Genomic DNA, 23,261 nt, shown 5'->3' with positions numbered 1-23,261 from the left:
TCGCAATCCGGCTCTTTTAAAGTTCTAAATGGATTTAAACCAATCTTGAAAATAGTCTCCTACAATAGGGGTTAATTTCTTTTCGCCATTAACAGCGCCAATTAAACTTATAATCCAAAGAATAAGAACCCCTAAATTGATAATCCATCCTACAATTGGAACAAAGCTTAATACCAGGCCTAAAAGCATCAACCCAAGCATCTGTCTGATATAGAAAGCCCCAAATTCACTTTTAGTAGTATTGTTCATTACTAATGCTACAATCCATCCAATCAAAGTGAGGTGCGCAATTAGCGCAATATTTTTGCCGTCTTTCGCAATGGCGTTGGCATCATTTTCAATGTTGTGCGCTGTTTGTCGTGCATCTTCAGAGAATTCATTAGCGCTATGTTTAGTAGAATCGGTAAAGTCTCTTTTCGTGTCATGGGTATCGTCTAACATATCGTTAAGATCGTTTCCTAAATTTTGATCGTTTGCCATCTTTAGTTTATTTAGAGATTAATTGTAACTCATTAAAAATAAGAACATTAAATATACTAAAAAATCTTATTCTTTTACAAGAAAGCTTGGTCTATAGGTTCCCAAAGTTCAATTTTGTTGCCGTCATTATCCAAGATCCAACCAAATTTACCATACTCGTGAGTTTCCATGTCGCCTACAATGGTCACGCCTTCTTCTTTTAGGAGCTTAGGAAGTTCTTCCAAATAATAACCAATTTACGAGAAATCATGTAGATTTTTTACTACTTTTTAATTTGAGCTTCATACACCGAAATCCACTCCTCAGCGGTTATTTTCGAAACTAAATCCCCAATGAGGTCAAAAGGAATGTCTTCTATTTTTTTGAAACGTATACAGCTTTTTCCCATATCTAATTTACGTTTGGAATGTTTTGGGTATTCTGCTACAAACCAGTCGTGAATTTTAGGAATTGCATAAATACCACTATGATAAAGATTGATTGAGTTTTTCTGTGATGCAAAACTTATAAAGGGTAGTGGTTCGGAGGGTTTGCAATGGTAACCTTCAGGGTAAATACTGTGTGGTATATAATAGCTAATCATACCGTATTGAATGCCTTCTTCGAAACCTTTTGGTAAATTTTTCAGGATGGTTTTGCGCAATAATCTTAAACCTTGATGTCGTTCTTCAGGTGTTTGGCTGATATAGTCTGTAGGAGTGGCGGCGTCATAGGTCATAGTATTTAGGGTGTTAAAAGATGTTATAATTTGAAGTGGCTTTCTATTTTATCCACAATTGTCTGCGCCAATTTCTCTTTGCTTTCTACCGTCCAGCCTGCCACATGAGGGGTTAAAAGGACGTTTTGTGCCTTGATAAGGTATTGAAAAGCTTCTGGTATTTCTGAGGTGAATAGATCTTCAAATGACGATTTTTCGTATTCTAAAACATCCAAACCTGCCCCAAGTATTTTTCCAGATTTTAAGGCTGTCACCAAATCTTTTGTGACCACACTTTTACCACGTGCTGTATTTAATAACCAAAAGGGTTTTTTAAAAGATTTGATGAAATCAGCGTTAATCATATTTACAGTCAATGGTGTTTGTGGGGTGTGTAAACTCAAGACATCAACGCTTTCTTGAAATTCCCGAAGTGAAACCTGTTTGGCGTTATCATCGCCTACATCATCTTGAATATCGTAACACAGCACCTCTACATCAAAACCCATTAGTTTTTTAGCGAACGCTTTCCCCATATTGCCGTAGCCAATCAGGCCGACAGTCTTTCCGTCCAATTCAATGCCTCTGTTATCCTCGCGGCGCCATTGCCCTGAACGTACTTCGCGATCGGCCTTATTGAGTTTATTAAATAATGATAAGAGCATTCCCAAAGCATGCTCTCCTACCGCATTCCTATTCCCTTCTGGAGCAGCGATAAGATGAACCCCTTTTTGTTGGGCATAATCCCCATCAATATTTTCCAATCCCGCACCTACGCGCCCAATGAATTTGAGATTAGTGGCAGCATCTAAAAACGTTTTGTCAATACTAAAACGACTTCTGATGATCAGACCGTCATAGTTGTGGATTTTTTCTTCTATAGCCGATTTTGAGGAGGTATAATCTTCATCATTTTCATATCCAAAAGCTTGGAGTTGGTTGATGAGTAGTGCGTGATTGGTGTCAAGGTGGAGGATTTTCATGCTGTTTTCCTGAGGATACAGGATTCTCATTTTAAAAGTTAATGTATCAAAATTAAGAAAAGCCTGGCTACTTTTAAGGATGTGAGTGAAGAATGTAAGGATTGGGTTTGCTTTTTTTAATTGAAAAACCCTTCCGTCTTCAATTCCTTTTCTGGAATTGAATCCATCTTCCCTTGAGAAGGGAAGGAATTTTTGGTTATGTTTTAATTGATGGATTGTTATAAAACATCGAGAATTCTCCTTCTTTTGAAGGAGGAGTGGCTTCTGATTCTGGAGAGAATCAGGAGGCGAGGTGGTTTAATAATCAATATGAGTTTAATATAAGCTCAATTGGATTTTGGTTTTTGAGATACTAAAAACCCTTCCGTCTTCAATTCCTTTTCTGGAATTGAATCCACCTTCCCTTGAGAAGGGAAGGAATTTTTGGTTATGTTTTAATTGATGGATTGTTATAAAACATCGAGAATTCTCCTTCTTTCAAGGAGGAGTAGTTTTTGATTTCTGGGAGCATCAGAAGACGAGGTGGTTCAAAAATCCTTAAATAGTTAATTGATATTTATACTGAATTAAAGTGTTTCGATGTAATTAAAAACCCTTCCGTCTTCAATTCCTTTTCTGGAATTGAATCCACCTTCCCTTGAAATAAGGGAAGGAATTTTTGGTATTGCTGTATTGAGTTTTGTGTTAAGAACTTGAAATTCTAATCCTATTTAAGGAGGAGTGGCTTCTGATGCCGGAGAGCATCAGGAGGCGAGGTGGTTTAATGATTTATAAAAATTAAATTGCTGTGCACCCTAGATTTGAATGATTTTTAGTAATTAAAAACCCTTCCGACTTCAATTCCTTTTGTGGAATTGAATGCACCTTCCCTTGAAAGAAGGGAAGGAATTTTTGATTGTGATTTTGTGACTTAGAATCCAAGAATCAATTTGGCGATTAGGAAATAGGTCATAATACCAAAGATATCATTACTGGTAGTGATAAATGGTCCGGTAGCTACTGCCGCATCTATGCCGCGTTTGTCTAGGAAGATAGGAATAAATGTGCCAATGAGGGCGGCCATAACAATGACCGTGATCAGTGCGATGCAAATGGTCATGGATTCGTAATAGGTGGTTTTAAATCCGAAATGACTGATAAATAATACAACTATGGCAATGGCGAGTCCGTTCACTAAGCCCAAAAGCATTTCTTTAAACAGTCGTTTTATGATGTTGCCATCAATAGTGTCATTTGCCAAACCTTGTACCACAATCGCGGAGGATTGTACACCCACATTACCGGCAGTGGCCTGTACTAAAGGAATAAATAATAATAGGGCAGGAAATTTTAGCATCGCATCGCTAAAACCATTAATGATACTAGCGGCGCCAATCCCACCAAACATCCCAATAAGCAGCCATGGCAGGCGTGCTTTGGTCAATTGCCAAATGCTGTCATCAGCCTCTACATCAGCGGTAATACCTGCCGCCAATTGGTAATCTTTATCCGCTTCTTCACGTAAGACATCAATAATGTCGTCAATGGTAATACGGCCCAACAACACCATATCATCGTCCACTACAGGAATGGCTTCCAAGTCATATTTCGCCATAATTTTCGCCACTTCTTCCGGATCTTCATCAACTTTTACATAATCCACACTTTTGATGTAGATATCCGCTATCTTTTCGGTGCTTTTGGCAACAATTAAATCTTTTAAAGAGAGGCGTCCAACCAGTTTATTTTGTTTGTTTACAACGTAAATAGAGTGCACTCTCGTCACATCTTTGGCTTGACCTCTAATGCGACGCAAACAACCTTCAACTGTCCAGGTTTCGTAAACTTTGACCAACTCTTTGGCCATAAGACCACCCGCAGTGTCCTCATCGTAAGCAAGAAGTTCTGTGATTTCCGCCTTATGACCTGCGTCTTCAATATGATGAATGACTTCGCGCTGACGTTCTTCGGAGAGTTCGGCAATAATATCTGCCGCATCATCCGTGTCTAAGGCACCAACTTCATCAGCAATTTCTTTTGAGGAAAGGTTGCGTAAGACTTTTTCACGGTTATCTTCATCCAACTCCATCAACACTTCTGAAGTGGTTTCAGAATCGAGGAGTTTGATCACATACATGGCCTCATCAAGATCAACTTCATCCAGAATTTCGGCAATATCAGCGTAATGGAACTCCATTAAAAGCCGGTTTAACTCCTCGTCATCTTTGACCTTGATGAGGTGTTGTACCTGTTCAATGAGTTCGTCTGTAAGCTCAAATTGTATGTTCTCTCTCTCGTCAGTCAAATGGTGTGCTTTTTTAAGACTTATTGTCGTTTTCTATCAGTTGGGTCAGAGCGATAAACTGTGCTACGCTTAACTGTTCTGGGCGCTGGTCAAAGATAGGATTTGATTTTAAATTTTCAGATAAATCGAATGATTTTAAACTGTTCCGCAGTGTTTTTCTCCGCTGTTGAAATCCTGTTTTTACGACTCTGAAAAATAGTTTTTCGTCGCATGGTAGCGTGTAATTTTCCTTTCTGGTCAATAACAAGACGCCAGAATCTACTTTTGGTGGCGGATTGAACACATTTGGCGGGACGGTAAACAAATATGTTGCGTCATAAAATGCCTGCGTCAATACGGATAGGATGCCGTACACTTTGCTGCCTTCTTTAGAACAGATGCGTAAGGCTACTTCTTTTTGGAACATGCCCGAGAATTCAGGAATCTGATCGCGCATTTCCAAGGTTTTGAACAGGATTTGCGATGAAATATTATAAGGAAAATTCCCAATAATGGCGAAAGGATGTTCTTCAAAAACCTCTTTGAGATTGTATTTTAAAAAGTCTTTTTCAATAATCCGTTCTGCTAAATTGAGATAATTGTTCTGCAAATAGGCCACAGAATCCCTATCAATCTCAATAACATGCGTGGTAATGTCTTTTTTTAATAGATATTTGGTGAGCACACCCATCCCAGGACCAATTTCTAAAACGTGGTCATACCCTTGGTAGGTAAGGGAATCGGCAATTTTTTCGGCAATACTTTCATCAGTCAGGAAATGTTGACCAAGGTGTTTTTTTGCTCTTACTTGATGATCTTTTGACACGAATAAAATGGTTTAGTGAAGGTGATGACTCGTAATGCGAAGCCTGGATTTTATGGTGCGAAGTTAGTGAGATTTTTTTTTAGGTCTAGAAACAAGCAATTTTCTCTACGCATAAATTTAATTCCCCTTTACCGCATATTCATCTATCAATTCCAGTTCCGTGCGAAATGCCAATACTTTATCGCCAAATAGCCTTAACGATTCGTTGCGGAGTTTCTCGGCATCATTTGCATAATACCTGTCCAATGCTTCTCTAGATTTAGCTCGATATTGCACTGAATAGGTAACGGCGCCTTCGTGTTCTTCCACCAATACTTTGCTCAATTTCGCTTCTGTAAAATGGCCTGTTGCCAATACATGCGGAATGTGTTCCTTAATCCAAGCTAGCCATTTGTCGTGAACGCTCGCGGCTACGTTAGAAGTGACGTTATATATAATCATAGTTTTCAAGTTTAAAAAATAAGTACCAAATACCTTGCAGTTGATGGTACCATGTGCTGATTAATTGCGTTAAACAATATCGCGCAAATTACAGAAGTTCTTGTCTGAGATCAAAAAAATTCTGTCTTATTTAGTAGAACTTAGGTTGCCAATCTTAGAAAAATATTCAGCTTTTAATTAATGGCATCCCCACGCAACATTCTAAATTGTTTTCGTGCCTCCACAAAATAGATGCTGTCTTGATGGTTGAAGATGATTTTCTCGTATAATGCCTTGGCCATATCAGGTTGGTCAAGAATCTTAGCGTACAATTCGGCCAAATGAAAATAAGCGTCGTCCGCTAAAATACCATCACTATAATGGGCTATTATAGTTTCATAATTGGCAATGGCCTTCTCGTATAGTTTTTTTTGTTGGTATAATTCCGCTTGTTTAAAAAGGGCTTGGTCTTCTATGCTTTCGCCTTTATGCTCTGTCAACACGCGGTCTAGAAGTGCAATGGCAGCATCAGTCTTATTTTGAAAAGCCATCAAATCTGCTTTAGCATACAGTTTTAAAGCGACGTGTAGCGAGTCTTCATATTTATTGTCTGAAATGAGCAATTTCAAGTCCAACGCATCATTCGCAATCAGTTGGCTAGTAGAAGATTTTAGCACTTTCAATTGGGATTCTGCCCATTCAAAATCACCTTTATAGTAACTGGTTTGAGCCACTTTAAAACGGGCTTCCTGTGCAATAGGGCTATTCTTTAAATTGGATTGTATTTGCGTATAATAAATAAGCGCTTCATTAAATTTCTCCTGCAACACTAAAATGTCAGCTAAAGCCATCTTTACGGTGGCTTGTTGTACTGAAGAACTTTTGAGTTGTAAGGCTTCCTTTAAAAATTGGCTTGCCTCGCCCGTTTTATTTTGCTGAAAGGCCAAAAAGTTGGCATAGGCAATTTGAAGTGCCAAGGTCTGCTGGGTTTTTCCGTAAGTCGCAAACAGGGATTGATACCGTTCTGCAATTGTGGGAAACTCTTTTGGAGTGGCCTCAGCAGTGGCAATGTTTAGTAAATGTTGGTGGACTTCAATGATGGTGCCAATATCTTGGGTGTGCTTTAAAATATAGTTGAAAATTTCTGAAGCTATCGCGTTGTCATTATCGTTATGAGCGATCAATGCAACTTCAATAATCCGATGTAAACTTTCACGTTGGCGCATGTATAAGGCTTTTTCTTGAGTAAACGCTTTGTTGTAATCTTTTTCTTGAATGTATAACCAACTCAAGAGTTCATACCAATAAGTGTCGGGATGAGTTTGTATTTTTTTTAGTAAGAGTCTTTTAAGCAGCCTGTTATTCTCCTGATCTTTATGCTCAGAAACGAAATTGCTGAACTCGTGTTTGACGCTGTTCAGGTTTTCTGGCCTAAGTTCTACATACGCCATATAATTGCTAAAAAGTTGCTCTACATTGCCTTGTTCACCATAAACGCTGGCCAATTCACGATAAAAATTAAGCTCAGGATTGAGTTCCATTCCTTTGTTGTAACTTTTTATAGCGTATTCCAATAATGAATGACGTTCAAATTGTCGGGCAATGAGCGCAGCATATTCCGGACGCTCTTCCAGATGGGTGAATGCTTCCTCGTAATGGGCAGTCGCCTTGTCCATTTGATTCCGCAATTGAAAGTTATAGCCCAACTCAATGATGAGGGATGGATTGCGATATTGGACCATTTTGGAACTGATCAGGGTTTCAGCAGCATCAAATTGTTCAAGCTCCTGATAGATTTCGATCAATTTAAAAACAAAGTTATAATTGCTGGGCTGTGCCTCGTAAAGCTTTTGATAAGATAGTAGTGCTTTTTCAAATTCTCCACGTTTATAGTAGTCCGCAGCCAATTGTTCATCAACATTTTGTGAATGTGATAACAACCCAAGGCAGAAGAATAGCACACTAAAAAACGCTTTCATTTGACTAATTTATGTAAAAATAAGCACTTAAAAGGGCTCGGGATAGTGAATGTTTTAATAAAAGAAAAGCCCAAACGAACGTTTGGGCATTACCATCAAAATAAATGTGCTATTAACCATTAATTATATAAAATGATTCAATTATTCTGTGTGGTTTTCTTTATATGTTTAGGATGAAATGCTATTTAAATCAAAACTTTAATCATTAATACCACCAAGGAGATGAGTATTAAAAGTCTCATAAAATTTTTCATGTAAAACAAATTTATATTTGAAAACACTAACATGAATAAAATATTCTTAAAATCAAAAAAATATGACAATTATTCGTCGAACAACGTCTTAATTTAGCGTTTCATCTAAAACCTGTAGGTTATTTCTTGCAAATTAGATATTGTCAAAACCTGTATAAGATCTCAAAACCTCAGGTATTGTAATGCCCGTTTCGGTTTGATAGTTCTCTAAAATTCCCGCTAAAACGCGAGGCAAGGCCAAGGAACTTCCGTTGAGTGTATGTGCCAATTCATTTTTTCCCTCGGCATTTTTAAACCGGAGTTTTAAGCGATTTGCCTGAAACGTTTCAAAATTGGATACTGAAGAAATCTCTAACCAACGGTCTTGCGCGGTAGAAAACACTTCAAAATCATAGGTGAGCGCTGAGGTGAATCCTAGGTCGCCACCACACAAACGCAATACGCGGTACGGTAATTTTAATTCATCCAAAATGCCTTTAACGTGTTCCACCATGGCATCAAGAGCCTTGTAAGAATTGTTGGGATGTTCAACACGTAAAATCTCAACTTTATCAAATTGGTGCAAACGGTTTAGGCCTCTTACATGAGCGCCATAACTTCCGGCTTCCCGTCTAAAACATGGTGTGTAACCTGTTATGCCAATTGGTAAATCAGATTCGTTTAATAATTCATCCCTAAAGATATTAGTTCCAGGTACTTCTGCGGTAGGAATTAAATACAAATTATCTTCAGTTATATGATACATTTGCCCTTCTTTATCCGGCAGTTGTCCCGTTCCGAAACCTGAAGCTTCATTCACTAGGAGTGGTAACTGGTATTCCGTATACCCCGCCGCTGTATTTTTATCGAGGAAATAGGCAATTAACGCGCGTTGTAAACGGGCACCTTTGCCTTTATACACTGGAAATCCTGCGCCGGTAATTTTATTGCCCAGTTCAAAATCGATGATGTCATATTTTTTTGCCAACTCCCAGTGCGGCAGCGCATTATCGTGCAATTTTGGAATATCTCCTTTTTTGAAAATTTCTTCATTATCGTCCTCAGTACTTCCAGCAGGAACACTGTCATGAGGCACATTTGGAAGTTTGTAAAGCAGCTGGTTTAAATTTTCAATGGTCGTGTTAAGTTCGTCTCCAAGTGTTTTTGAACTCTCTTTAAGCTCTCCGGTACGTTCTTTTAATCCATTCGCTTTATCAGCCTGACCGGATTTGTACAAGTTGCCAATTTCTTTAGATAAACCGTTGGATTCTGCTAAAGTATTATCCAATTCGGTTTGTAAGCGCCGTCTGTTTTCATCTAGGGTGATGACTTCATCAATCATTTGTGTGGCTTCCAGATTTCTCTTCTTCAATGCCTCAATCACGCGGTCGCGGTTTTCTCTAATAAATGGTACTTGTAACATAATTCTTTAATTTGATGGCTAAAATAAGGAAATTTTGGGCATCTGCGTCGCGATAACAGGACAGTTGGCCCAATTTTATCTCTAGGAAGGTGGAATCAATAAAAACAAATTAATCTTTAGGTAATTTTTCTTGTTGCGAAGGGAGCAGCCAATCGCTGTGCTTAAAAGGATGCCATTCTTCATTGGCCAAATCAACTTCAGGATCGATCAGTTGTTTCAATTCGCCTCCGTTCACGCGCACATACGCCTTAACATACACTTTGACCTCGCGTCCTTGCGCTGCATACAAGCGTTTTAAACGTTGGGAAAATTGCCAAATAACGTCTGGTTTTGTACTGACCGTTCGCAATTGTTTAGGGGAGAGGAGATCTTCTATTTGGATAGGAATTTGTTGGTTGGTTTGCGCGTCTACAACTTTAAAAGTGGTATGTCCGCTTTTGGCGCGCAACATCATCCGCCAGGACAAACGGTGGCCTTCCTCTGTCCATAACACGTCATCTTTAAAAAACCAGTGGCGTAACGGCAAGCCAATTTGGATAATAAAATATACAATCAAAACGACCATAAACGGTTGATGATAGTTGGGAACAATCACCTCTTCTCCTTCATAAAATGGTTTTCGTTTTAAAAATATACCATGTATGGTCTTGGTGGGAAAGAAAAATAAGGCCAAGGCCAAGGATAAATACGGAAAAATACCAATTTGAAAAATAAACGAATTAAATAAATGGAAGAAAATAGAGGCAAAAAAAGCAAATTTTCTGGTGCGGTTCCACAGTAAGAACGGAATAATCAGCGCATCAAAAAGGATTCCAAAATAGGCTATGGAATAACGCGTCCAACGCTGCTGCAGAAGTTCCCCCACTAAAAAGTAATCTTTTTTGCCCTTCATGAGGATTTCGGCCACGGAAGCATCTAGCCAATCCGGATAGATCTTTGCAATCGCCCCGTAGGTATAAACGATAAACATTTGCAATATGAACACCAAGGCACACCAATGGGGCATGGAAATCATCTTAATTTTTGGATTTAACTTGGCATCTACCGAGAGGTATTTATGGGCCGGTTGAATGACCATGATCGCACTTAGCAGTATTAACAGATAATAGTGGTTATTGTAAGATGATTTTTGCATTAAATAGGTGCCCGTCCATAAGATAGTAAACGCCAACATACTCCAACGGTATTTGTAACCAATCATCACAAATAGTCCACACAGGCCCATCACACCGTAATAAAAGTACATGCCATTTCCTGGTAGAGGTTGAAGCCATTCAAACCCAATAAATGAAAAGGTGACTTGCGGATCCATTAGGGTGCGACGGATCCATCCCGTGTAAATGGCCCCGACGCTTTCCATAATAATTAAAAATCCGAAAATAATCCGGAAGACAATAAGGGCACTATTGTCAATATGTTTAAAAAGCAGCTTATGCATTGCGCTGGGCTATAAAATGTTGGGCATGTGTTCGGTCTTGTCTGAGTTGGGCAATTAGCGCATCTACTGATTCAAATTTACGTTCGTCCCTAAGGCGGTCCAAAAAGTTGATTCTTAAATCCTGACCGTAGAGGTCTTGGTAAAAATCGAAAAAATGGGCTTCGATGGTTTTTTTATCGCCATGAAAGGTGGGATTCATACCAATATTCATCATCCCATAGATGGTTTTGTTTTGAACCAGTGACGAAATAACGTAGACTCCATTTTTAGGAATCAGTTTATAAGATGCGTCAACACTGATGTTTGCCGTAGGAAATTCCATCTTTTTCCCGAAGCCTTTTCCTCTGACCACTGTACCATTGATGTAATAATCATAGCCTAAAAATGCAGTGGCCGTCACAATGTCTCCGGAATTTAAAGCAGTTCTTATTTTGGTGGAGCTGACGGCGACATCATCTACATCTTGTGCGGAAATTTCTTCTACCTCAAACCCGAACTCAGTTCCGAAAGCTCTTAAATCATCAATATTGGCAGATCTATTTTTTCCAAAATGATGATCATAACCAATTATCACATGCTTAACCTTGAGTTTATCCACCAGCACTGTTTTTACAAAATCACGCGCGCTCATTTCAGCAAACGCCTTAGTAAATTCCTGGATATAGATAAAGTCCAATCCCAAGGCTGATAAAATCTCTTTGCGTTCAGCAATAGTATTGAGTAATTTTATGTTTGCATTTTGTTGCAATACCATTCGCGGATGGGGGAAAAAGGTAAGCACTACAGATATAAGATGATGTTCCGCAGCTTTTTTGGTCAGCTTTCTAATGATTTTTTGATGCCCAATATGAACGCCGTCAAAAGTGCCGATGGTCACTACGGATGGTGTTTTTGGTATGGACTGTGCTGTAGCTGAAATGACCTTCAAGTTTTTTTTGTAAAAATAACTATTTAAGGGTTTAAAAAAAATTAGTACTGGAGAATTGAATTTTAAGGGATCGGAATTTATAAAAACCACTTCCTTAAGGTTTTTTCAAACTGAAAGTTTCTTCTATTTTAGAAATTATATGCGGCACCTCAGAAGTTGTAAACCAAAGTTCTAAATGAAAACGGTCATCTTCTAAGGGTGTCAGTTTTAAAGTGCCCCTATTAATTGGATAAACTCCTGTTTCGCCTTTGCAATAACACCTCCGTTCAAAAAGCAAATTAACCTCTTGCAGCTCGCTATTTGTTAAGGAAATGGCGCGAGGGGCAGGTGGCAGTTCTATATACACACGTTCCATATAGTGGCCATCCAAAGTGTGTTGCACCTCTGTGCGCTGATATTCAAAGGTTAAAAGTGAGGCTTCTTTTTCCAAAAAATCAACATAACCAATGCCTAATTCGTCGGTTTTAAAAACAACAGAAGTTTTTGGAGAACTTTTAAAACTGCAGTTTCCATCCTCTGGACAGAGGGTTGTTGTTTTCTTCAATTTTTCAGTGTTTTTAGAATTGTTCGTATAACTTCTACATGAAAATCCTATTGATAATGTACTTAAGGCAATAATAAGAATGACACTTCTCATAAATTTGGAGAGATTATTGTAAGTTATTTATTTTGAGTGTAACTTTCCCAATGTTAAATATAGTGGTAAAAAGAAATGAAATGGCTGATAGATACTTAAAAATTCCCTCGATTTTAATGCTCATTTTTGCTTTTTCGATGACCTACGCTCAAAAAGGTGAATCCGTATGGACCACGATTGCCAAAAACGATATTTCACAGAAAAGAATGCTTCCACAGCAGTCTGTTCCTGAATCAGCCGTGTATTATCAATTACACATGGAGACATTAAAAGGGACGCTTCAAGATGTTCCACAACGCGATTCTGGAATCCCTTCTAAAGCACTCTTAGATTTTCCAAATAGTGATGGTGCTTTGGAAACCTTTAAAATAATGGAATACTCCGTCTTGCATCCGGACCTACAGAAACAGTTTCCTGAAATTCGATCTTACGTCGGGTTTAGTGTAAAGAATCCTTCAGTAATAGTCTATTTCAGTGTGTCTCCACAAGGCTTACACGCCATGACTTTGTCTCCAAATAATGCAGCCCATTTTATTAATCCGTATACGGATGATGGTGCTTACGAGGCGTTTTCCAGAAATGCCATTCCCATAACTGATCATTTGTTTGAATGTGGTTTTTTGGATGATGGTCTTCCCAATCCATTGGAATTATCACGCACGATAACTGCTGCAAAAAATGCCGATGACGGCAAGCGACGTACATTTAGATTGGCCATTGGCACTAGCGTAGAATACACCAACTTTCACGGCGGAACTGTGGCTTCTGCCTTATCGGCTATCAATACTACGATGACCCGCGTGAACGGCATTTATGATCGCGAACTTTCGCTGAGGATGACTTTGGTTGCCAACAATAATTTGCTCATATCTACAACAGATAATAGCTTATTTTCTAATGATGGTAATATCGCATCTATTACCAATATCCTCAATACGAAAATTGGTGAAAACGCTTATGATTTAGGTCACACGTTTACTACAGGTTCCGGCGGAAGCGCTTATTTGTCGCGCGTATGTACCAATAATAAAGGTGGCGGGACCACAGGTTTGACCAAGCCTATTGGAGATCCGTACAATATTGATTACGTGGCTCATGAAATGGGGCATCAATTTGGCGCCACCCATACTTTTAATGGGTCTGTTGGCCAATGTTTGCAAAATAGGTCTGACAGTACAGCTTATGAACCAGGGAGTGGTTCTACCATAATGGCTTACGCCGGACTTTGTGCGCCTCAAAATGTAGAACGCAACAGCAGTGATTATTTTCATCAGATTAGTTTACAGCAAATTTGGAATAACATTACCCAAGGGAATAGCATATGTGCCGTTATAACGTCTACTGGGAATACCGCACCAAAAGCGATGGCGGGAGCGTCATACAACATTCCAATCTCGACACCATTTAAATTGACCGGCTCTTCAACAGATGTTGACGGTACAAATTCCCATACTTATACTTGGGAGCAATTTGATTTGGGTGAAGCCGCACCCCCCACTGAAACTACGGAGTTTGGGCCAATTATCCGCTCGGTAAGGCCTACTGCCAATCCGGTGCGATTTATTCCAAAATTTGAAGATGTACTGGTCAATGGTGGAACATCTACCACTTGGGAAAAATTACCTTCTATTGACAGGGCCCTGACGTTTGCCTTTACAGTGAGAGACAATGACCCAAGAGGAGGACAGACGGCGGTGGATATGATGACCGTCAATACTATTGAAACTCCTGGTGCTTTTAAAGTAACCTCCCAAAATGAAAATGTCACTTGGGAAATTGGAGCTACTAAAAAAATCATTTGGAATGTGGCAAATACTGCTACGGCACCCATTAATACACCTACGGTCAACATCAAGTTGTCTACGGATGGGGGCGTTACTTTTCCTTTGGTTTTGGCAAGCAATGTGCCCAACGATGGCGAACAGGAAATAAAGGTTCCAGAGGGTAGTACGACTGCTAAAGCCAGAATTTTGGTGGAAGCCGTGGGGAACATATTTTACACCGTAAATACTACAGATTTTAAGATTGTTACGGTGGATTATCTCTTGAATTTTGAGGCGACTTCCGTTTCCGTTTGCCAACCTGAGAATGCGGTATATCAATTTACGTATAACACTTACGGCGGTTATGCTCAAAATACCGTTTTTTCAGCATCCAATTTACCTTCAGGTACTAGCGCTGTGTTTAGTCCAGCAAGTGCAAATGTTGATGGTACTATAGTTACGATGACCGTTAATGGTATGAGTGGTCTTGCTCCTGGAGCATACCAGTTTACTGCAGTAGGTTCCTCAGGTGTTATCACACGGTCTTCAGCAGTGGAGCTATCTGTGTTCAATTCCGCTATAAAACCCATCACCTTAACCTCACCTTCAAATGATGTCTCTGGTCTTTATGGTGCTATTGACTTTGAGTGGGTTGCGGATGTCAATGTAGAAACCTATGTATTGGAGATTTCCAAAACGTCTAATTTTAACACGGTGTTAGAGACCCAAACCCTTACTACTAATACCTATGCCGCCAACTTAGAATTGGGAACGGTTTACTATTGGAGAGTTACGGGGGCGAACAGGTGTTCCGGGCTCAGGACCTCATTGATTTATCGTTTTTCTACTGGCGTTTCAACTTGTGGAGAACCAGTAACGGCAAAAGATACGCCTATCACCATTTTGCCCGAAGCGGCAGGAACTTATACATCTTCAATCACGGTTAATGAAAATTTACCGGTTACGGGTGTCAACGTTAAAGTTAATATTCAGCACGATTGGGTAAGAGACTTAAAGCTTGTTTTGGTTAGTCCACAGGGCACGTCTATAGTGCTAAGTAATAATAATGGAGAGGCTGAGGCCAAAAATTACACGAATACGGTTTTTGACCAACAAGCTAAAGACTCTATAACACAGGGCAAGGCGCCTTTTACCGGTAGTTATATTCCTGAGGAAGACTTGTCAGCACTCTATGGCGAACTCTCTGAAGGACAATGGAAACTTCAAGTCATAGATTTGTATGATACGGATGGTGGTAGTCTTATCGAGTTTACGCTCCAACTCTGCCTGGCACGACCGCTTTCTGTTGAAAATAAGGATTTTACAGCGTTCGGTCTTTTTCCAAATCCTAATACTGGTGAGTTTACTGTAAAATTGCAATCTTCTTCAGGTGAGCCAATTAATATAGGTGTCTTTGATGTAAGAGGACGAAAAGTGTATGAAAATCGCTATCCGAACAGCGCAAGCTTTAGAGAAGTCATCCGTTTGCAAAATGCCCAATCAGGCATGTATTTCATCACCATCAGTGATGGAATACAAAAAACCACTAAGAAGATTTTGGTAAATTAATTAAATCCTTTTCAATTCCACAAAGCCTTCTCCATAATTTAGGACGGCTTTTTTGTGGCTGTTTTTTCAGTGATTTACGTTGACTTTACCATGTTATCGCACCAATTAATTCCGTTATCGCCTTATCCGAACTGATTATAGGTCAAAGAAAAAGACCTTTTCGTCGTATTGAAAAGGTCTTTATTAATGTGTAAATTTTACTTAAATCTATGAGATAAGGATATTATAATCCTATAGTCCAGCCGTTGGCCCAAGTTGGTTTTGCGGTGCCGTTACCAGCTCCTGTAGCATTTTCATTTACAGTGTACATAGCAGAGACATCAACCGCTGTACCCGCAGTGTCTTTACCTGAAGATAACTTTGTGATGTTGTCAAATTTAACGTTTGTAGCCATTAATGAACCAGCAGTTACATAACCTAAACTTTCATCATGTTGCACATCAAAACCTGTTTTCCAGTTGCTCAATACTATATTGTCAAATTTAGCTTTTGTACCCACTCTTAATTTAATAGCTTGTGTTTCTGAACTTGTATCAGCAGCTCCCAAACCAATTAATGTTAAGTTTTTAATTGTAGGATTTGAGATTGGTGTTGCTAAATGGTTGTTAGAATTGTTATCAGCCTCAATGCCTCTATTACCAGCGTTAGATCTGATACCAAACCAGTTTTCACCTGCTCCAGACCAACCTTCAGTCCAGTCAAACATATCATCACCTACTTGTTCAGAGAAGTTGCTTACTACTAAATATTTTGCAACCGCTGTTCCGCCAAAAAATTCGAAACCATCATCTGAACCTTCGTAAGATTGTACGTACTCGATAGTTGTTCCGTTACCTACACCAAACAATGATAAGCCGTTAAATTCTTTTTCAGAGTTGTAAGCAAACCCAGTGTACTCCAATCTTAAATATTTGATAGAACCAGAGTTGTCATTTGGTTCGTTACCACCATAAGTTAAGTCAGAAACTTCAGCTGACGCGGTGATACCTTTGTTGATAGGTGCTTTTCCGCATACTACGAGGCCGCCCCATGCGCCAGGTGTTTGTGTTGCAGCCGTCATTACTACAGGATTGGAAGCCGTGCCTTTTACATCAATTTGACCGCCTTGGGCTACAGCAATATAACGCACTGCAGCAAAGTCAGAACTCGCTACAGATGTCGCTTCAATTTTAACCCCTTCTTTAATGGTAAGCTTTGCGCCTGCATTCACGATTAGTTTCCCTGTCAATTTGTAGGTGCCAGATTCTAAAATAACTTCTCCGTTATTAATGTCTCCTTGTAAATTGTCACGCTCTAAAACAAAGGTTGAGTCATCCACATCGGAAGAGCTGTCATCATCACTAGAACATGAGGTTGTAAATACTAAGGAGGCTAGAAAGACTGATCCTAAAAGTTTCGAAATTGTTTTTTTCATAATGTTTACGTGTTAATTGATTTTAAATTCAAATTTTTAATTAATGGTTGTTATTTATGTTCATTGGTACTATTACGCTTTGATTCCTGTTTATAATTTGTAGTTGAGTCCTAATTTGAAAAATGAGCCGCGTTTGTAGGATAATACGGTGATGTCTTCTGAAGCATTTTCTTGGATTCTTTCAATCGCAGGATTCAATATATTTATCACTGTAAGATCGATGCCCAGATGTTTATTGAGCTTGGTTTTTAAGATAAAATCTAGGCTACCCACGCTCTTGTCTACCAAATTTCCTTTGGTTTCTACACCCAGCGCATAAATTTTGTCGGAAGTGTAGGCATAAGCGAGCGTCGCCATTATATTGCCGTCAGTATTGAAGTCTTTGATATAAGAAAGGTCGGCATTCAATAATAAGTCTGAAGCTCCTGTAAACCCTGAAGTATCATTTGTAAGATTGGTGTTGTAATTGGTTTCCCGTCTTACTTTTTCAGAATCCAGATCCTGATGTGTTTGCATAAAAGAGGCATTAAGTCCAGCAGAGAGTATGTTGGAGTGTTCTTCATCAAAGTTGAACAAGTCTTTTCTGAGTTCTATTTCAGCACCATAAACATAGCCCGCATCTCCTGTGTTAATAAAGGAAATGTCGTTAGTAGATGATGCTAAAGTGATTTCATTGATAGGGTCTACTATGTACTTCCCAAAAGCGGTGATGGAGAACAACTCTGAGTTTTTAGGGAACACCTCCCATTTTAAATCGAGGTTATAGTTTTGGGACGGATACAAGTCCGGGTTACCAACTTTCACCTCGGTGACGTCTTCATAAATAAAGAGGGCTCTTTCTTTAAATTGAGGCAGTGTGTAGGTTTTACTCGCCCCTAAGCGTAAGTTTTGCTGATCATTTAACTCGTATTTTAAAATGACACTTGGCAAAAACTCATTTCTATTAAAGGTATTGCTTTTACCAGAGGCATCCAATTGCGTTCTCCAGGATACTGTTTGTTCGACACGTTCAAAACGCAGGCCGGCAACAGTGCTCAATTTATCGGAAAGCTGATATTCTAAACTCGCATAACCAGCGTGGATAAGTTGTTCTCCATCATAAGTTTGCGGCGTTAAACCGGCGAAGGACTCGATTCCAAAATTGCCATTTTCAAAGTTTGGCTGACTGAAAAATAGATCCAAATCATCAGGATTTACTGGCGAATTTAGCTCCGATCCGGAAATTCTGAAGTTGAATTGTATCGCTTCAAAATCACGTTGCTTCAATCGGCCATTATACCCAACGGTAGCTTTCCCTTTCGATACGCCATTTTCATCTTCATTCAACTTATAACTTAGAGAAATATTGGCCGCTATTTCATCCTCCACTAAGTTTTGATAGTACCTATGGTTGTCCGTAATTGTATTTTGAGCAAATACATAGCTGTTCGTATCGTCAGAAAATTTGAGAGTATTTTGAGTCCTGTCTGGCATGTCGCCTTCAACTTTATTATAAGAGGTAGCCCAGTCAAGCTCAAATTTGTCAGAGAGTTTATGGCTTCCCAGCAATTGATGAATCATTAACGTGTTTTGCACATAGGTGCTGCGTTGGATGAATCCGTTGTTGGCTTCAGCAATATCACGAATAAAACCTTGGTAGCTATCTCTCATCTGGTTGGACGAGTTTACAGCCAAAAAGTTGTAGGCAATTGTATGGGCAGAATTGAGGCGATAATTGGCATTAAACATGCCCGTCGTATTCGTGTTATAAGCAAAACGTTCCTGGTTGAATGATTTCAGTTTAGCGCCTTGTGCACTGACACTTTGATTGATACCTTCACGATATTCAAAACCGTTATCAAAACTGGCTGTGGCAAATAAATTAAGGCTTCCTTCTTCTCCCATCTGAAAAGATTTACCTGCCTTTAGGCCAATGGCACTGCCTAAAGGTTTCTCTTTAATTGGCGCTAAACTATTTGTAAAATTATAACTGTTCAGAGGATTGTTTGGTACGCCATAGTTGGAAAACCCTAATGTGTTAGGCCCGTCCTGCAACTTGAAGTCATTAAATTTATCCAAGGCATTGGTGCCAAGTGTAGATCCTAAACTAATTTCCAACATGCCTTTACCTTTGTAGTTGATTGAGGTGATATCAACGTTACCACCGGCAAAATCTCCCGATAAGGTTGGACCGTAAACTTTATCAATTGATATATATTCAACAATATCTGTGGAAAAAAGATCCAAAGAAATGTTTTTCTTTTCAGGATCATTGGAAGTTATCGGAAGCCCGTTAAGCGACGTGGAGTTGTACCGATCGCCCAACCCGCGTACATAAATAGTATTGCTGCCTTCTTGCTTGGAAACGCCAGATGTTTTGATCACCGCATTAGCCACATTGCTGAGTCCTTTTCGAGACAATTCGTCGGCGCCAATATTCTGTTTGATTTCAATAGCGTTTTTCTGGTATAATAACAGCGCCGTTTCACTTTCTTTTCGTGCTGTGGTCGTAATAAGTACTTCATCTAAAGACGCCGCGCTTGCCATCATTTCAACATCGATACTGACGATTTTTCCGGCTTCAACGGCCACATCTAATTCTTTAGTTTCATAACCTACAAAACTGTAAACTAAGGTATATCGACCTTCATCCAAATCGTTAAATTGATACACCCCGTCAATATCAGAGGTGGTTCCGATAGTCGTGCCTTTTATCAGCACATTTCCGAACGCTAGAGGTTCGTTATTATATTCTTTATCAATCAATTTACCTGCAATAGCAGCTGTGTTTTGTGCACTCATTATTGAGACGCTTACTAGGAATAATAGTGTTAAAAAATGCTTCATCAGTCGTTCATAATTGTTTGATGCAAAGAAACTGATGCTATGTAAAACGGAGGTTACCTAAGGATTAAGTTGAGGTCATATAAAAGTTAGGTTTATGTTAGTTTTAGGTGAATTTATTGCTAAAAGGTCATCTAAATTTAACATTGAAAAATGTATCTTGCGTGCGCTTAAAGCATTACTATGAACTGGGAACAATTATTATCATTAAAACGATTTGGAGATACACACAAACGTATCAGAAAAGAACAGGATGAAACCCGTTTAGGCTTTGAAGTGGACTATGATCGGATCATTTTCTCTTCAGAATTTAGAAGCTTGCAAGATAAAACCCAAGTCATTCCGATGTCGCAGACTGATTTTGTACACACCCGATTGACCCATAGTTTGGAAGTGAGCGTGGTGGGTAGAAGTCTAGGTAGGCGCGTTGGGCAGAAAGTATTGGCAAAGTATCCGCATCTTCAAAATATTCATGGGTATCAGGCTAACGACTTTGGTGCCATTGTCGCAGCAGCTGCTTTGGCGCATGATATCGGGAATCCGCCGTTTGGACATTCTGGTGAACAAGCCATTGGCGAATTTTTTAAAAATGGTAAAGGCAAGCAGTTTAAATCGCAGTTAACGGATAAAGAATATCAGGATTTATGCGATTTTGAAGGCAATGCCAACGGTTTTAAATTGCTGACCGAAAGCAGGGTTGGTCGTTTAGGTGGCTTGCGTTTGAGCTACGCTACGCTTGGTGCGTTTACCAAATACCCTAAAGAATCGTTACCCAAAAAACCAACGTCGCATATTGCCGATAAGAAATACGGATTTTTTCAAAGTGAGAAACAAGCCTTTGAGGATGTGGCTCAAGAGCTTGGATTGATCAACCGCGGAAATGAGGAAGATTTAAGCTATTCCAGACATCCGTTAGCCTATTTGGTAGAAGCTGCCGACGATATTTGTTATACCATTATCGATTTTGAAGATGGGATTAATTTGGGGTTGATTGATGAGGAATACGCTTTGGAATACCTGATCAAATTGGTCAGAGATACCATTAATACCAACAATTATCACAGTTTGTCCAATACGGAAGACCGCATCAGTTATTTGCGCGCCTTGGCGATTAGCACCCTAATCAATGAAGCGGTAGAACTCTTTATGACGCATGAAGAGGCTATTCTTAATGGCACCTTTGACAAAGGTTTGATGGAGGTTTCTAAATATCAGGCTCAAATTAAAGATATTATTAAGGTGAGTGTTGAAAAAGTCTACCAATCGGCAGAAGTCATAGACAAAGAAATTGCTGGTTTTAGAATTATTGATGGTATTTTGGACGTATTCACGAGTACGATCTTAAATCATCATCAAGGTACTTTAGGCAGTTATAACAAATCAATTCTGAAGATTTTCCCTAAGACGCTCGACTTGAATCAGGAAAACATCTACCACAGTTTGTTGGGTATATGTAATTATGTGGCTAAATTTTCAGACAGTAAAGCCATTATGACTCATAAAAAACTCCAAGGGACGCATTTTTAGGGCGTTAATTTAATAGTAAAATTTTAGGTATTCTTGATGTCATTTAGCGCGGTCTTCAAAGTTTTGGAAATTGTCTTGGCATCAATCCCGGACATGTCTTGCAATTGTTTTACGGTGCCTTGTTCGATAAAGGTATCCGGAATTCCGAGCACTTTTAAAGGAAGATGGTAATTGTGCTCCGCAGCAAATTCTAAAATGGCTGAGCCAAATCCGCCTTTTACCGTGCCGTCTTCGATAGTGATTATATATTTATACCTTGTAAAAATGTTGTGCAACAGCGCTTCATCCAAAGGTTTTACAAAGCGCAGATCATAATGAGCGATATCTTGTGAGTTACTCACATTTAAGATAGCTTCTTTAGTGTTTTCAGCGATGAATCCTACGGTCAATACCGCAATGTCTTTTCCCTCTTTAAGGACTTCACCCTTTCCTATGACTAATTTTTTAAACGGCTGTTTCCAATCGGCCACTGAGCCATACCCACGAGGGTATCTGATGGCAATAGGATGTTCAAGGCCTAACTGCGCGGTGTACATGATGTTGCGTAATTCAGATTCATCACGAGGTGCCATAATGATGAGGTTTGGGATGCATCGTAAATAGGCCAAATCAAATACCCCGTGATGGGTTGCCCCGTCTTCACCTACCAACCCTGCACGGTCTAAACAAAATATAACAGGTAAATTCTGTAATGCGACATCATGAATGACTTGATCATAGGCGCGTTGTAAAAACGTAGAATAGATGTTGCAAAACACCACCATGCCCTGTGTGGCCATTCCGGCTGAAAGTGTTACCGCGTGTTGTTCAGCAATGCCCACATCAATAGCACGTTTCGGCATTTGAGCCATCATGAATTTTAAAGAACTACCGGTTGGCATTGCTGGAGTAATCCCTACAATCTTTAGATTCTGTTCGGCCAATTCGACTAAAGTCAGTCCGAAAACATCCTGAAACTTGGTAAGTGACGAGGCGGACTTTGCAATTAATTCGCCCGTAAGCGAATCGAATTTTCCTGGTGCGTGATAGGTTACTTGGTTTTCTTCTGCTTGTTTTAGGCCTTTCCCTTTAGTAGTAATAACATGTAAAAACTTAGGACCCTTAACCGATTTTAGTCGGGTTAATTCTGAGATTAGGGCATCCAAATCATGACCATCAATCGGTCCGGTGTAATCAAAGTTTAGCGCTTCAAATATATTGTCTTGTTTTTCAGTGCCTTTTTTAACGTTGGTCAAATATTGCTTTAAAGCACCCACACTCGGGTCGATGCCAATAGCGTTGTCATTAAGAATAACGAGCAAATTGGAATCGGTAACGCCTGCATGATTAAGGCCTTCAAAAGCCATCCCGCTGGCAATGGAGGCATCGCCAATAATTGCTACATGATGTTTGTCTTCTCCTTTTAGTTGTGAGGCAATCGCCATGCCTAAAGCCGCAGAAATAGAGGTGGAGGAATGTCCCACACCAAAGGTATCGTATTCACTTTCGTCCCGTTTCGGGAATCCGCTGATGCCTCCAAGTTGTCTGTTGGTATGAAAATTAGTGCGTCTACCGGTTAAAATTTTATGGCCGTAAGCTTGATGTCCTACGTCCCAGACCAATAAATCTTCGGGTGTATGGAACACATAATGCAAAGCAATGGTCAATTCTACCACACCCAAACTCGCGCCTAAATGCCCTTCCTTAGTCGCCACAATATCAATAATAAAATTGCGGAGTTCTTTAGCGACTTGAGGTAAATCAGTTTGAGCTAGGGCTCTTAAATCTGACGGTGTATGGATATGGTCCAATATATTTTTCATCTGAATACAAATGTAGCATTTGAAATTGTATTTTTGATTTTTAACCTTGAAGATTG

16 protein-coding genes and 1 pseudogene are annotated in these 23,261 nt (G+C 39.4%); 2 read left to right on the top strand and 15 right to left on the bottom strand.

Annotated elements, in window-relative coordinates; genetic code table 11:
- Positions 1-24: 24 nt before the first annotated feature.
- From ES711_RS06670 to ES711_RS06615, 12 genes and pseudogenes are all read right to left on the bottom strand, one after another.
- Complete coding sequence (locus ES711_RS06670) at positions 25-480, bottom strand: DUF4870 domain-containing protein (RefSeq protein ID WP_246139138.1); 456 nt, start codon at positions 478-480, stop codon at positions 25-27.
- A gap of 74 nt (positions 481-554) precedes the next feature.
- A pseudogene (locus tag ES711_RS06665) lies at positions 555-704 on the bottom strand (VOC family protein); the annotation flags it as partial.
- 38 nt (positions 705-742) lie between these two features.
- A complete protein-coding gene (locus tag ES711_RS06660; RefSeq protein WP_146891769.1) occupies positions 743-1,198 on the bottom strand; it encodes a DUF1801 domain-containing protein in 456 nt (151 codons plus the stop codon).
- A gap of 23 nt (positions 1,199-1,221) precedes the next feature.
- A complete protein-coding gene (locus ES711_RS06655) occupies positions 1,222-2,160 on the bottom strand; it encodes a 2-hydroxyacid dehydrogenase (RefSeq protein ID WP_146891766.1) in 939 nt (312 codons plus the stop codon).
- A gap of 910 nt (positions 2,161-3,070) precedes the next feature.
- Positions 3,071-4,444 (bottom strand): magnesium transporter, encoded by a 1,374-nt coding sequence (mgtE, locus tag ES711_RS06650; RefSeq protein WP_146891763.1) that lies wholly within the window; start codon positions 4,442-4,444, stop codon positions 3,071-3,073.
- A gap of 13 nt (positions 4,445-4,457) precedes the next feature.
- On the bottom strand, positions 4,458-5,249 hold the full coding sequence (gene rsmA, locus ES711_RS06645; protein ID WP_146891760.1) for a 16S rRNA (adenine(1518)-N(6)/adenine(1519)-N(6))-dimethyltransferase RsmA: 792 nt from the start codon (positions 5,247-5,249) through the stop codon (positions 4,458-4,460).
- 117 nt (positions 5,250-5,366) lie between these two features.
- Positions 5,367-5,690 (bottom strand): DUF4286 family protein, encoded by a 324-nt coding sequence (locus ES711_RS06640; protein WP_146891757.1) that lies wholly within the window; start codon positions 5,688-5,690, stop codon positions 5,367-5,369.
- Positions 5,691-5,863: 173 nt separating this feature from the next.
- Positions 5,864-7,648 carry a tetratricopeptide repeat protein gene (locus ES711_RS06635; protein WP_146891754.1) on the bottom strand — a complete coding sequence of 595 codons (1,785 nt, stop codon included), beginning with the start codon at positions 7,646-7,648 and terminating at the stop codon, positions 5,864-5,866.
- Between the two features lie 387 nt (positions 7,649-8,035).
- Positions 8,036-9,304, bottom strand: a complete 1,269-nt coding sequence (gene serS / locus ES711_RS06630; RefSeq protein ID WP_146891751.1) for a serine--tRNA ligase — start codon at positions 9,302-9,304, stop codon at positions 8,036-8,038.
- Between the two features lie 109 nt (positions 9,305-9,413).
- The gene (locus ES711_RS06625) at positions 9,414-10,742 is read right to left on the bottom strand and encodes an HTTM domain-containing protein (protein ID WP_146891748.1); all 1,329 of its coding nucleotides are present in this window, start codon (positions 10,740-10,742) and stop codon (positions 9,414-9,416) included.
- The gene (locus ES711_RS06620) at positions 10,735-11,670 is read right to left on the bottom strand and encodes a bifunctional riboflavin kinase/FAD synthetase (RefSeq protein WP_246139137.1); all 936 of its coding nucleotides are present in this window, start codon (positions 11,668-11,670) and stop codon (positions 10,735-10,737) included. The genes ES711_RS06625 and ES711_RS06620 overlap by 8 nt, the downstream gene beginning before the upstream one ends.
- A 94-nt stretch (positions 11,671-11,764) precedes the next feature.
- The gene (locus ES711_RS06615) at positions 11,765-12,307 is read right to left on the bottom strand and encodes a hypothetical protein (RefSeq protein ID WP_146891745.1); all 543 of its coding nucleotides are present in this window, start codon (positions 12,305-12,307) and stop codon (positions 11,765-11,767) included.
- An 80-nt stretch (positions 12,308-12,387) separates the two neighbouring features.
- Here ES711_RS06615 and ES711_RS06610 point away from each other — a divergent pair, with 80 nt between their 5' ends.
- Positions 12,388-15,639: a zinc-dependent metalloprotease gene (locus ES711_RS06610; RefSeq protein ID WP_170245245.1), complete on the top strand. Its 3,252-nt coding sequence runs from the start codon at positions 12,388-12,390 to the stop codon at positions 15,637-15,639.
- A gap of 223 nt (positions 15,640-15,862) precedes the next feature.
- Here the strand turns inward: ES711_RS06610 and ES711_RS06605 are convergent, their stop codons facing one another.
- Together ES711_RS06605 and ES711_RS06600 are read right to left on the bottom strand one after the other, a co-directional pair.
- Positions 15,863-17,053: a hypothetical protein gene (locus ES711_RS06605; RefSeq protein ID WP_146891739.1), complete on the bottom strand. Its 1,191-nt coding sequence runs from the start codon at positions 17,051-17,053 to the stop codon at positions 15,863-15,865.
- Between the two features lie 90 nt (positions 17,054-17,143).
- Complete coding sequence (locus ES711_RS06600; protein WP_246139136.1) at positions 17,144-19,834, bottom strand: TonB-dependent receptor; 2,691 nt, start codon at positions 19,832-19,834, stop codon at positions 17,144-17,146.
- Between the two features lie 225 nt (positions 19,835-20,059).
- Here ES711_RS06600 and ES711_RS06595 point away from each other — a divergent pair, with 225 nt between their 5' ends.
- Positions 20,060-21,403: a deoxyguanosinetriphosphate triphosphohydrolase gene (locus ES711_RS06595; RefSeq protein WP_146891734.1), complete on the top strand. Its 1,344-nt coding sequence runs from the start codon at positions 20,060-20,062 to the stop codon at positions 21,401-21,403.
- A 23-nt stretch (positions 21,404-21,426) separates the two neighbouring features.
- Here the strand turns inward: ES711_RS06595 and dxs are convergent, their stop codons facing one another.
- A complete protein-coding gene (gene dxs / locus ES711_RS06590; RefSeq protein ID WP_146891731.1) occupies positions 21,427-23,205 on the bottom strand; it encodes a 1-deoxy-D-xylulose-5-phosphate synthase in 1,779 nt (592 codons plus the stop codon).
- Between the last annotated feature and the right edge of the window lie 56 nt (positions 23,206-23,261).

It is taken from the genome of Gelidibacter salicanalis, assembly GCF_007997285.1.
Taxonomy (GTDB): Bacteria; Bacteroidota; Bacteroidia; order Flavobacteriales; family Flavobacteriaceae; genus Gelidibacter; species Gelidibacter salicanalis.
This window is presented reverse-complemented; position numbering and strand designations above follow the sequence as displayed.